6 protein-coding genes are annotated in these 14,161 nt (G+C 35.7%); 1 reads left to right on the top strand and 5 read right to left on the bottom strand.

Annotation, left to right across the window (positions count from 1 at the left end; translation table 11 throughout):
- Positions 1–117: 117 nt before the first annotated feature.
- The 5 genes from ACEN92_RS19040 to ACEN92_RS19020 all read right to left on the bottom strand — a co-directional run bounded on the left by ACEN92_RS19040 (position 118) and on the right by ACEN92_RS19020 (position 12,053).
- The gene (locus ACEN92_RS19040) at positions 118–2,430 is read right to left on the bottom strand and encodes a GH92 family glycosyl hydrolase (protein ID WP_495639904.1); all 2,313 of its coding nucleotides are present in this window, start codon (positions 2,428–2,430) and stop codon (positions 118–120) included.
- A gap of 368 nt (positions 2,431–2,798) precedes the next feature.
- Positions 2,799–4,415: a RagB/SusD family nutrient uptake outer membrane protein gene (locus ACEN92_RS19035; RefSeq protein WP_495639903.1), complete on the bottom strand. Its 1,617-nt coding sequence runs from the start codon at positions 4,413–4,415 to the stop codon at positions 2,799–2,801.
- Positions 4,416–4,434: 19 nt separating this feature from the next.
- On the bottom strand, positions 4,435–7,446 hold the full coding sequence (locus tag ACEN92_RS19030) for a SusC/RagA family TonB-linked outer membrane protein (RefSeq protein WP_495639902.1): 3,012 nt from the start codon (positions 7,444–7,446) through the stop codon (positions 4,435–4,437).
- 159 nt (positions 7,447–7,605) lie between these two features.
- Positions 7,606–9,534 (bottom strand): glucosamine-6-phosphate deaminase, encoded by a 1,929-nt coding sequence (gene nagB, locus ACEN92_RS19025; protein WP_495639901.1) that lies wholly within the window; start codon positions 9,532–9,534, stop codon positions 7,606–7,608.
- 335 nt (positions 9,535–9,869) lie between these two features.
- Positions 9,870–12,053, bottom strand: coding sequence for an alpha-N-acetylglucosaminidase (locus ACEN92_RS19020; protein ID WP_495639900.1), 2,184 nt, complete (start codon positions 12,051–12,053; stop codon positions 9,870–9,872).
- A gap of 532 nt (positions 12,054–12,585) precedes the next feature.
- Here ACEN92_RS19020 and ACEN92_RS19015 point away from each other — a divergent pair.
- Entirely contained in the window at positions 12,586–14,109 is a 1,524-nt protein-coding gene (locus ACEN92_RS19015; RefSeq protein ID WP_495639899.1) for a glycosyltransferase family 39 protein, read from the top strand.
- Positions 14,110–14,161 lie beyond the last annotated feature (52 nt).

The raw sequence follows: 14,161 nt of genomic DNA, 5'->3' as shown, positions 1-14,161 counted from the left end.
TTTGAAGTAAAAAGTCTTCGACTTCGCTCAGGATGACAATTATATTTACAAGTAAAAACGTTTACCTTTAAATTTCTATCAAGGTGACAGTTATAGCTAATGGATAAATCTAAAATATTACTGTTTTGCTTTATCTGACATTTCTAAAATTAATTCTCCTCCCTTTGTAATCTCATTGTGAGAGATACTGAACTTTTCTACAGGAGCATTATTATATTTTATTTCATTGATATAAATATTTTCAGGACTGTTATTGGTGGTGCTAATAACAAAATTTTTACCCGAATAATATTTTGGATTTAATTGAATGGAAACTTTATTAAATATTGGGCTTCCTATCTGATACACCGGATTTTCATCGGTTCCACCGTTCATTTGAAACAAACCAATTTTAAGCAATACATTAAGGCTTCCCATTAATCCCTGATCTTCATCTCCATTATAGCCAGTTGCAGGGGATAATCCGCTAAAAGTTTCTTTTACGACATTTCTTGTCCAATACTGTGTCAAATCCGGTCTTCCTAATAAATTAAAAATATTGGATGCTTGCATAGAAGGCTGGTTTCCAAAATTTATCGGAATACGGCTAAACTCCGGATGCAATTCGGCATCATGAGAGGTTCCTGAAGTGAATTTTAATTTTTGAGCCGTTTCAAACTGAGCGTTTAATTTTTGAGCGGCTTTTTCTTTTCCTCCCATTAACTCAGCCAAACCATTAATATCATGTGGTACAAACCAGGTTGATTGTGCTGCATTCGACTCTATAAAACCATTTTCATATTGATACGGATCAAAATTTTCACGCCATTTCCCTTCAGCATCTTTCGGGCGCACCCATCCGATAGTTTTATCAAATACATTTTGATAGTTTTTAGATCTGGTCATAAAATAATTATAATCTTCTTTATGATTTAATTTTTTAGCCAATTGTGCCAAAGTCCAATCCTGATAGGCATACTCCAAGGTTTGGCTGGCACCATCCTGATGACTTCCAAATTCACCATCGGGAAGCGGATAAGGAACAAAGCCGTTTTCTAAATAATATTTTAATCCCCCACCGCTATTAGTCTTGTGTTCATATCCGGCCTTTCCCATAATACCGTTTAGCATATGGTTTTTCTTGAGTGCGATATAAATAGCTTCCAGATCTTCATTAATAATTCCTTTCTGAATCGCACTAACAATAAAAGGTGTGGTCGAAGCTCCTGTCATAACATAAGTATCATTCCCTCCGGAAGGACCACGTGGAATCATTCCGCCATCTTTATAATATTGCATTAAAGAATGTACAAACTCATCCATTATTTCGGGATAAACAAGTCCCCAAAGGGTATTTATCGTCCATTGAGCTCCCCAAAAAGCATCAGAGTTATAATGATTAAATTTCGGTTTTCCGTCTGCATTCAGGGGCAATTGGCCTATTCTGAATTTTTCTCCTGTGTTATCAGGATAGGCACCATTTGCATCACTAATCATTTTCCTTCCCTGCAAAGCATGCCAAAGATCTGTGTAAAATCGTCTTTGATCTGTTTCTGTTCCGCCTTCTATTTTAATCCTTCCCAACAAATTATTCCATTCGTTTTTTGATTCGGTAACTACTTTATCAAAATTCCAGTGTGGTAGTTCTTTTTCAATATTAATAGCTGCATTTTCAATTGAAGTATAGGAAATACCCACTTTCATCAATATTTTTTTATCCGTTTTACCAAAATTAATTAAATAATTGCCTGTAGTGGTATTTCGCTTTATCGAGGCAACAGGCTCATTAAGTTTAATTTTAAAAAATACGGTTACCGGTTTCGGACGTCTGAAATTAGTACTTAATATTAATGATCCCGAAAGTTCATAATCATTGTTTCTTTCTAATATTCCATTTGTATTTTCGCAAGGTCCCAGAATTGTGTTCAGATTAAAAAGAATCCCTTTTTGTCCGGTAACCGGAAAAGTATATCTATGAAAACCTACTCTTTTTGTACCAGTTAATTCAGCAGTTATTTGGTACCTGTCTAATTTTAGTAAATGGTATCCGGGAGTTATTTTTTCTGCTTCATGACTGAATTTAGAATAAAAATCTGTAAAAACAGTTGCTTCATTTTCTTTTGAAATCGTTACCGGCATTACAGAAACCCCGGACAACTGCCATTCATGAATATGACTAAAACCTTTTATTGTATCCGTGGTATATTTGTATCCGCCTCCCCAATCACCTTTAATTTCAGTATCCGGATTTAAATTCACCATACCAAACGGACGGCTTGCCGATGAAAAGAAAAACCATCTTGAATTTTCGGTATCAAGCAAAGGATATACCATATCTGCTGGCTCCTTTTTTTTAAAAGAGACATTTTTTTCGGTTTTACATGACACTAGGAAAATAAGAACTAAACTTATTCCAATACGTCCTGATTTATAAATTTTATCTGGTTTCATTTATTCTGTTTATATTGACAAGGGGCTGACAATTGTGTATGCTGAATTGATTTATGCTAATCTATTAATTTCAAAAAAATAGTTACAGAAAAATTACCTGAGAAATATTCTTTTTCATCTCTCAGGAAATTCAACCGGCATGAATATTACAGAAGACGATGTACTTCATCGTGTTTCTGCGTTATATTCTGCCATTTTTTATAATTAGTCCGGGGGCAAAAAAGGCTTATATTCAAATGTGAAAATGTAAAATTTTCAAAATCGGTCTTAATACTTTTTAATAAAAAGGGAGAAGAAACTTAATCTTCTTCTCCCTTTTAAAATAAAAATCAATGTGTAATGTGTAATGTATTTTTAATTAATTGATCCTAATTATATCCATCATTCTGGGTTAAAGCAGGATTTAAAACTCTTGCATTGGTTGGAATTGGGAAAACACGACGATAAGTATCCGCATTAGTTTTGAATCCCCATTGGCCTTCATATTTTCCAAAACGGATCATATCATTTCTATGCCAGGCTTCCTGTGCAAATTCACGAGCTCTTTCTTTGTAAAGCTCTTCTAAAGTTACACTTGTCCAGGCAGCAGAAGTAGTACGGTTAGAACGAACCATATTTACCAATGAAACAGCTGTATGTCCTAAAGTTGCATTACCTCCACGAAGAATCGCTTCAGCTTTCATCAAAATTACATCTGAATAACGTAAAAATGGCACATCATTATTTTGATTACGGCTTGTTGAACTCTTATCAGGATAAAATTTAATATTTCTGTATCCCATATTCCAGGCAATCTCATCATTTCCACAATCAAATAAGGCCTGACTTTGACGAAGAACAATATCCGGTGTTAAATTTACCTGATAGGTATAAGCGGCACTACCATCTGCACCAGTATAAAACTGATCGTATCCTTTCTTTGTTGTAGTAACCTTTACAGGGGTAACTCCGTCATTCATATATTGCAGACCGGTTAACCATTGATTATTACGAATATCATTGGCGTCATTAAAATTGGCATAAAATTCAGGCAGCGTACTTCTTGGTGCGCTAGGTGTAAAAGCAAGACCAAACTTTGCTCTTTCAGAACGCGGCACATCATAACGTGAATGATACATCTGTCCATTAAAACCAACAGTAACAGCTGAAGGATCATAAGGAACTGCAAAAATAAACTCTTTCATTGCAGGGCCATTGGTTGGATAAAACATTTGAAGATAAGTCGCTCTTGGTTCAATGTTATATAATCCTGAATTAATTACCTGGTCACAAGCTGCAATAGCATCGTTGTAACGCTGTGTTCCGGTATAAACTTCCGCATTCAGATACAATTTAGCAAGCAGGGCATTTGCCGTTTGCTTGTTTGGTCTGCCGTAAGTTGTAATTCCCGATGCCGGATTTAAATTAGGAATTGCTTTTTTTAATTCTTTCTCAATGAAATTGAAAACTTCTGTTCTGCTGGATTTAGCGTGAGAACTAAAATCTCCATATACCGTATCTAATGGTACATCTCCATAACTGTCCATCAGCATATAATACGATATAGCACGCATGGTTTTTACTTCAGAAATTAAAGTTGCTTTTTCTGCACCTTCAGGCATTGCCTGATTCAAAATTGAAATCGTCTGATTGCTGATTCCTACCACTTTAGACGACCAGTCCCAAAGACTGCTGATGATACCATTATCCGGCGTCCAGTCATGATAATGCATGGCAATATAGTTTCTGTTATCAAACCAGTTACCTCCTCTTGCAGGCATAATGGCTTCATCTGTAGATAATGATTGTGACCACCACCATGAAAATGAAAAATCACCGCGAAAAGCTGAATAAACAGGCCCTGTAGTCTGAATATACTGTGTTGTGTTCTGAGGGAATACGTCTGGTGTCAGTTGTGTTGTAATTGGCACATCAAGATCTTCACAAGACCAAAACAAACCAACCAAAAGTATTGGAAGCCCTAAATATTTTAATATCTTTTTCATAATTTTTACAATTTAATTTTTAGAATATCACATTTAAACCAAACATAAAAGTTCTGGTTTTTGGATAGAAATTATTAGAGTCTACGCCTGGAGCAGTACCTCCTTGCTCTACTTCCGGATCAATTCCTGAATACTTGGTAATAACAAACACATTATTTATCGTTTCATAAATACGTATTTTTTGGATGTATTTGCCCACTCTGCCAAAATCATAACCCAATGTCATATTATCTAATCGGATATAACTGCCGTCTTCTATAAAACGCGATGAATATTTATAAGAGTTCAAATCAGCTGGTGATTCATTTTCTGCATCAACTAAAATATTATTGGTCATTGCGGTGCTGGGCCTGAATAAATCGGCACGGGTAGCATTGAAAATTTTATTACCAAATACTCCTCTGAAGAAAATACTCAAATCAAATTTCTTGTATTGAAAATTATTTCCCCAGCCTAATAATACTTTTGGCTGTGCACTTCCTGCATAATGATAATCAACTCCTATAAGAGGTGTAGTTGTCAGGTTGCCATTTTTATCATAATATTGAGAAACACCGCTGGCATTTTTTCCTGCATATTTAAGTGTAAAGAATTGTCCAAGAGGTTTTCCTTCTTTAAAAATTTGCAAAGTACTGCCTGTTTGTCCTCCTCCATCAGGTTGTACTCTACGGATAGAATCTCCACCAATAAAGAAAGGGTTCGTCAATTTAACAATCTCATTCTTGTTGCTTGCAAAGTTCAAATTGGTTGACCAGGTAAAATTCGCAGTTTTAACAGGTGTGGCACCCAAACTAATCTCAATACCTTTATTAGACATAGTTCCACCATTCGCTACAATAGTTCCTACTGGCACAAGTACAGGGTTTACAGCATAATTAAAAATCATGTCAGTCGTTTTCTTGTCATATAGATCAACAGAAGCCGTTACTTTTCCGCTCAATATGGCAAAATCAACACCTATATTTGTGGTAGCTGTTTTTTCCCATTTCAAATCCGGGTTTGCTGCCTGATTAGGACCATAAGCTCCTATTTGCTGTCCGTTATAATAAAAAGTTCCTAAACTTCCCGAAATAAACTGAGCTGTGTAAGCATTAAATCCTGATGAATTTCCTGTTACTCCATAACTCGCACGGAATTTTAAGTCACTAAAAAGTTTTTGATCCTGCATAAAGCCCTCTTTGTCAACTCTCCATGCAGCCCCTACAGAAGGAAAATATCCCCAACGATTATTTGATCCAAATACAGAACCTCCGTCTCTTCTAATCGTTCCCTGCAAAAGATATTTATCTTTATAATTGTAGTTTAAACGTCCAAACTCTGAGATCAAACGTGTTTTTTGATAGGCTCTGCTATCTCCAAAATTCACTACATAACCATTAACTGAAGTATAATTGCTTAAAGCAAGGTTATTATATCCTACATTATCTACAGGGAAATTAGTTGCAGTGGCCTGAAATCCGTCTCCCAAAATATTTTCCTGCCATGAATATCCTACAACAGCTTTTATTTTATGACTTCCTAAAGTCTTGTCCCAGGTTAAAAAGCTCTCAATAATATTATTAGTATTCTCATAAGAATTTCTTAATGCTGAACCATTTACTCCAAAATTCACAAGTCCTCTTGTTTGAGGCGGATCTGGGTTATTGTAGAAATTTGCACTATTATATTTTGAATAATAGCTATCATAAAATTCTCCATGGGTTGCAGTTAATTTTTGATGTGAAATGTTTAAGTTATATGTAAATCCAAAAGGAAGTTTTACTTCAGTAGTAAAGCTGCCGACAAGATTATTTGCTTTTGTCTCATCAGTTCCGTGCTCAATCATAGCCACCGGATTAAAATATCCTGGACTAACAAAATTTTCGAAAAAAGTTCCATCAGGATTTTTTACCGGAGAAACCGGAAGATAACTTACAGATTGCAAAAGCACTGCATTACGCTGAGGCACATTGGTATATTTGCTACTTGAGTTGGTAACATTCAAACCAAATTTAACTTTATCATCAAAGGCATATTGCTCAACAGATAAACGGGCAATCACACGCGAAAAATCACTTTTCATAAGAACTCCTTCTTTATTAAGAGAAGTTAAACTTGCTGTATAATTACCATGTTCACCACCTCCGCTCATTGATATGTTATGACTGCTTGAAGCTGCCCCTCCGGATCTTAAAATTTCTTTCTGCCAATTTGTATTTGCACCTTTATCATTTTCAGGAGTAAAATTCAAATTGTTCTTGGCAGTAAATGCTCTCAGTTGATCTGCACTCATCATATCAAGCTGATTGGTAACATGCTCATAACCAAAATAACCATTATAAGAGATTTGAGTTCTGTCTTTACTGCCTTTTTTTGTAGTAACCATAATAACTCCATTGGCAGCACGGTTACCATAAATTGCAGTTGCAGCAGCATCTTTTAATACATCAATAGTTGCGATATCATCCGGTGAAATAACCGAAATGTCAACCCCGGGAATTCCATCTACTACATAAAATGGACCCTGAGAACTGTTTAATGTAGAAACTCCACGCAAAACTACTGAAGCTGGTCTTGTAGGATCTCCACTTGATGAAATGTTCAGACCCGAAACCTTACCTTGCAGTAACTGCCCTACATCACTGATTGCTCCTTTATTTAATTCTTCAGATTTAATTGAAGTTACAGCAGTAGTTAAGTTTTTACGGGTTCCTTTTCCATAACCAACCACAACAACTTGTTCTAAAGTAGTAGTAGTAGGAGATAATTTAATTGAATAATTGGTTTTTGATTCATCTAATTTGAGAGTCAGGTCCTGAAATCCAATATAGGAAATTACCAATACGGCATTTCTATTTGAAACACTCATTTTAAATTTTCCGTCAAAATCTGTTACGACACTTTTGTTCGTACCCTTTTCGAGTATATTGGCAGCGGGTAATGGTATACCCTTCTCATCTAGAACTATACCGGTCACATCTGTTTTTTGTGCCCATGTATTAATGGAGAAGCCAAGAAAAAAGGCCAATAATAAAAGTTTAAGTTTTTCCATGTTTATTAAGTTAATTGGTTATATAGTCAAGACGAAATTAGTATTAAAGAAATGTTAACAAATGGACAGGTTATTCAGAAACATGGATATTTTTAGTAAAGTCAATGAGAATAAGGGGTTTGAGACTTATTTTTTTACCATTATGTAGTCAAAGTTTTACTAATATATCCATCTCACAAAAGCTTCCATTGCTGCATAATGTGATAATCCAAGCTGATGGTATAAATCTGCTGTTTCTCTGTTTCGATCTTCGGCGCGCTGCCAAAATTCCCTGCTGTCAGAACCCTGAAAAACCACTCCGTCTTTTTGTGATTGATGTTTAAAAATACCTTTTCTTTTTTCCAGTACCTGATCCGGTCCCATTGGTACGGCCATCTCAATTTCATCAATTCCCCACTCCTGCCATGCGCCTCTGTAAAGCCAAACCCAGCAATCTTTCATGAAATCTTTTGTTTTCAATCGTTTTACAGCTTCAAAAATGGCATCTAAACATACTTTATGGGTACCATGCGGATCTGCCAAATCTCCTGCTGCATATATTTGATGAGGTTTTATCTTCTCAATCAAATCCATAGTTCTGCGGATGTCCTCTTCTCCTAATGGTTTTTTCTCAATCGTACCTGTTTCATAAAACGGAAGTTCCATAAAATGAATCCTGCTATCCGGTAATCCTACGAAATGACATGTAGCCTGGGCTTCTCCTTTTCGTATCAGTCCTTTAATATTTCTTACTTCAGGAATATCAGTTTCGCTGTTTTTTTTATTCTTAAGAAATTCAACAGATTTATTGTAGATATCATTAGCCTCCATACTGGCAATTCCAAATTTATCATTGTAATCACATACAAAACTGGCGAATCGTAATGCTTCATCATCTGCTACAGCAATATTTCCGGAGGTTTGATATCCTACATGTACTTCATGACCCTGTTCATGCAGGCGTTTAAAGGTTCCACCCATACTTATAATGTCATCATCAGGATGTGGACTAAAAATAAGAACCCGTTTTTTGGCAGGTTCTGCTCTCTCAGGTCTTTTGCTATCATCGGCATTGGGTTTCCCTCCCGGCCATCCGGTGATGGTATTTTGCAGTTTATTGAAAATCTTAATATTAATATCATAAGCCGGACCTAAGTCTGCAAGCAAATCACTCATACCGTTCTCAATATAATCGGCATCCGTCAACATTAGTATTGGTTTTTTCAAATGCAAAGCCAGGCCTAAAACAGCTTTTCGTATAAGGGTATCTGTCCAATTTACATTTTCAACCAGCCACGGTGTATTGATACGGGTCAATTTTGAAGACGCTGCTTTATCCAGAACAAAAGTGGTATTATTATGTTCCTGTAAAAAAGAGGCCGGAACCAAATTGGTCACAGGACCTTCGACAGAAGATTTAATTATATTCGATTTTCCTTCGCCCCAAGCCAGCAATATAACCCGTTTGGCTTCCATAATCTTTTTTACTCCTAAGGTAATCGCTGTTCTTGGCGTATTATTCAGACCCGAAAAATCCTTGCTTGCAGCTACACGCGTAATATGATCGAGAGCTACTAAACGGGTTTTTGAGTTTTGCAGTGACCCGGATTCATTAAATCCGATATGGCCATTACCTCCGATTCCCAGAATTTGCAGGTCAAGACCTCCCAACGCTTCAATCTTAGTTTCATAATCATTGCAATAATCTCCTATCGCCTCTTTAGATAAGGTACCATCAGGAATATGAACATTTTCCGGCAAAATATCGATGTGATTAAACAACAGTTCCTTCATAAACCGAACGTAACTGTTTATAGAATCCGGTTCCATTGGGTAATATTCATCTAAATTGAATGATACTACATTCTTAAAACTCAGTCCTTCTTCTTTATGAAGGCGAACGAGTTCCGCATATAAACTTTTGGGGCTCGATCCCGTAGCCAGGCCTAAGATGCATAATTGTTTTTGTGCCTGCTTTTCTCTTATTAAACCTGCTATTTCATTGGCTACTGATTTGGAAGCTATTACTGAATTTTCATAAACTACAGTTCCTATATTCTCAAATCTCTTTTCAAAACTTGTTGCTTTGTCTATGTCGCTTTTTAACATCGCTTTTATTTTATTTATTGATTAAATATTTTGTAAATTCCTAATAACCTGAGTTCGATATAAAATCTATTGTTGCAAAAATCAATTTTATATGGATCGTTCCTACGGAACTGCTTTCATCATTCCTGGTTATCAACGGATTAAAATCCGTTGCTATAATATGTAGTGAGCCTACGGCTCTTTTACGCTAAAGCTCCTGAGAAACGATTCGCTTTGCAGCAACGGTTTTAATCCGTTGAAAATATTCTATGATCAATTTTAAGGAGTTCCGTAGGAACGATTCATCTATGAATAGTTTAAATTTTGAAGTAAATAAATCTTGTATCGAACTCAGTTTAATACATTTCTTTGCTCTCACACCATTTAATTTCCCATTGCTTTATTAATTCTCTTTCTCTGGCTTCATCAAATGGTGTGTTTTTAATTGCTGCTTCTCTTTGCGCGTGCAAAAACATTTTCCACCTTGGCCAGTAAAATCCTTTATACATACCGCGCCATGATCTGGAAGCATAATCATTCAGATTACCTTCACCTCCCCAAAGTGTTATTACTGTTTTTGCATTTTTTACGTACAGTTTGGATTCCTCAGGAGAACTTCCGTAATCTGAAGCAGATTTTAACCAATTATTCAGGCTGTTCAAAGGCTGTCCGGAAAGCATGTTATCTATATCCAAGGCCTGTTTCTCTATTTTTTTAAATAATCCATCTCCTTTCTTTATGTCTTTCAACTTATAAGCGGCAACACATTCTATCAATAAATCATCAATACAAAGTGAATAATAGTGCCTTGACATGTCCAGCAAATCATAAAAATAAAGACTGTTTTTATTGAAGTTTTTACTTTCTTTTTTCAGAATATCCAAAGCTTGTTTTAGCTTTTCCTTATCCCCTGGATTTCCTTTAAATTCTGTTATTTTTAGAGTAGGTCCCTTAAAAAAGAAATAAGCTCCCGCTTTGCCTTCCCACCAGCGTGTTTCCCAATATTTCGTGCTGTAAACTGATTCGATTAACAATTGCCAGGCTTGAAAAACTGGGGCAGAAATGTTTTTTCCGTATCTGGCTTTTAAATATTTATTTAGCCAGTCATTTACCGGTTCCTTTCCCTGAGTCCATGGAAGATCATAAATATATTCGTAAACTATAGAATTGTTATTTAAGCCCTCAGGCATCACTCCATAACCAACAATATTCCCTTTATCAGGATTTCCTAATAAGTGTGTGAGTTCATTTTTGTAGAAATTTAAATCTCCATAAACAGGATTCGATCCTCCATAGTTATGTACGTAACCATAGGTCCATTGCTTCCCGTAAAACGCTTCTTGTTTTTCCCATACTTTATGCCTGTCGTTTGCATAATCCTGTATCATCATCCTGTCATTAGGCACTTTACTAAGGAAAGCTTTGGTAGCTTCTTTAGTCCAAAACTCTTTATTATCTCCAAAAAGCCAACCCTGCATAACCCAGGTAGCGCCGGGGGAAGCTTCATTAATGGTTTCAAAAATAGTTTTTCCATAATCCGACAGTTCCTCATATTTATGTTCTTCAGAAACAGGTGGTGTTATTTCATTAAAAGCATCGGCCAAATAAAAATCAGATGAACCGTATAGTTTTGTGTAAATTTCTATAAAACGTTTTCCTATTTCCTTAAACAAAGGATCATTAGCATCCAGCAAATAAGTACTTTCAAAACCTCCTCCTGACCAGGATTTTAATTCGCTGATTTTTGAGCCCGGATGTTTCTCTGCAAATGCTTTTGGCACATAACCACTAAAAGCAGGTACGACAGGATGCATTCCTAAAGCTCTCATCTTTTGCAATATCTTCTTCTGAATGTTTTCTTTTTTATTTATCCATTCTTGTGGTAATGGTCCTTCCAGACTGTTTATATTCCCCATTCTCTGCCATGGCAAAAATGCAGGTCCTGTAAAATGTGCCTGCAACTGACTGTCTGTTAATCCATATTCTTTCCATAATTGCTGCCAGACTGCTTCCTGACCTTCCATTGCTGTTGGCAGGTTAATTCCGTGAAGTGCCATCCAGTCTATTTCCTGTTCCCAGCGTTCCCAATCCCACCATGGCGTAGTATAACCGAAAGTACAAGCGTTTAAATATTCCCTGTATTTAAAGGGTGTAGACTGCTTTTTTGAATATTTTGGCCAGAACTTTGGCAAGTCAATTCTGTTTCCTTCCCAACTAACCAAAACGGCTCCAATATCTCTAAGAAAAGTATAGGCGGCATAACAAATTGCGGTATTCGATGTGGCCTGAATTTTTACACGGTTTCCAATTGTTTCTACTTCAAACCAATCTGAATTGGTTTGGTCTTTATTTTCAATAATATGCAAATCAAACTCCTGTGCACGATTCCCAATAAGCTTCTCCAATACAGCTGTTGAACTTTTTGTGCTTTCTTCATTTTTGGAATACGCACCAGATACTACAAAAAACAGCATTGCAAAAAAAGCAACAGCACGCCTTAAGGATTTATAGTTTCTAATTTCTAAATTCTCTCTTTTCATTATTATACATTCATTAAATTAACACCAGACATTTGTTTAAAAAACAGCAGCAAAAAATAGGGAGATTATTTAATTAATCTCCCTTTTTACACTAACTCAAACTAAAACAAAATCAAAAATCAATTAAACATTTGTATCAAATATTTACATCGTACACTTTACTTTTCACTTCTGTCATCCGTAAATAATTAGATACTTTAATTAAGATAAAATTATGAATAATGAATATCTAAGAGATGGACACATCATTCAAAACTATAGACATATTACCCATCTTTTATCCTGAAATTTTCCGCAGTATCCGGCTGATTACAATGATTTATAACTTTAAATAAGAATATGGAATCAATAAACTGAAGGAGTTAGGATCTATTGTTATGTTACTATAAGCTTATGGATGGGTTTATAAAAAGTCTAAAAACCGAATTAGTGAATTATTCAATTAAATGATATATTAGCTAAACATTTTAAGTCCTTATAAATTTATTTAGCTTAAAAAAACAAAAATTGTCCATAAGAAAACCAAATTTCCATGACCAAAAAAACAATAATTTTAATTGGGTTTATTATTTTAAAATTTGTTTTACAATACGTTTTGCTGAGTCCCCAATATGATTTGCAGCGTGATGAATACCTGCATCTCGATCAGGCACATCATTTAGCCTGGGGATATTTATCAGTTCCGCCGGTCACTTCCTGGATTTCTTATATCATATTTTTACTCGGAAATTCTGTTTTCTGGGTTAAGTTCTTCCCTGCCCTTTTTGGAGTTCTAACACTTATTGTGGTATGGAAAACTATTGAAACCCTGAAAGGAAATTTATATGCCTTAATTTTAGGGGCAACCTGTATTGTGTTTTCGTCGCTGCTGCGAATCAATATGCTGTATCAGCCTAACTCATTGGATATATTGTGCTGGACGACATTTTATTATGTTGTCATTTTATACATTACTACTGAAAAAACAAAATGGCTTTATGTCGCTGCAGTGGTTTTCGCTTTTAGCTTTCTGAATAAATACAACATTCTTTTCCTGCTTATTGGCCTCTTACCTGCTCTTTTGCTTTCCGGCCAAAGGCGAATTTTAGCAGAGAAAAATCTGTATTTCGCTCTGATTCCCGGATTGATATTAATTCTGCCGAATCTTTTATGGCAATACAACAATCAATTTCCGATTGTTCATCATATGAAAGAACTGGCCGAAACCCAATTGGTCAATGTTGACCGCATAGGATTTTTGAAAGAGCAGATCTTGTTTTTTATCGGGGCATTTCCGGTTATTCTTTCGGCTTTATATGCCTTGTTATTTTACAAGCCTTTTTCGAAATATAAATTCTTCTTTGCGACAATGATTTTTACCCTTATTGTTTTTTTATATTTCAAAGCCAAAGCGTATTATGCCATTGGCCTGTACCCGATTTATATTGCTTTTGGGGCTGTTTTTCTTTCCAATGTGCTGAACGTGGGTTGGAAACGTTATTTACAACCTGTATTTATCATCATTCCATTATTGTTTTTTATCCCGATGTACGATTTGGCTTTTCCCAACAAAAGTCCTGAATATATGGTCAACCACTCAGAAAAATATAAAAAACTGGGCATGCTTCGTTGGGAAGACGGAAAAGACCATGTGCTGCCACAAGATTTTGCCGATATGCTGGGATGGAAAGAACTCGCCCGCAAAACCGATTCTGCTTACGCTGCCTTATCAAATCAAAAAGAGACACTTGTGCTTTGCGACAATTACGGACAAGCCGGAGCTATCAATTATTATACAAAAAAAGGAATCAGAGCAGTTTCTTTTAATGCCGATTATGTAAATTGGTTTACTCTTGATGTGCCCTATAAAAATCTGATCAGGGTAAAAGAATATGAGGAAGACAGCAATGAGTTTAAAGAAACCAGTCCGTATTTTGAGTCTTCTTCTATTGCAGGTGAAGTAACAAATAAATATGCCCGGGAATACAAAACCACTATTTTTCTTTTTACCGGAGCCAAGGTCAGCATCAATAAAAGAATAGAGCAGGAAATTAAAGAAGAAAAAAATTATCACTAACAAAACATAAGACAGAAGCATCTCCATTACAAAGGATTACAGGCTTAAATCT

Source organism: Flavobacterium sp. Flavsp81 (assembly GCF_059491325.1).
The sequence above is the reverse complement of the archived record's forward strand: the minus strand, read 5'-3'. Positions and strand labels throughout refer to the sequence as shown.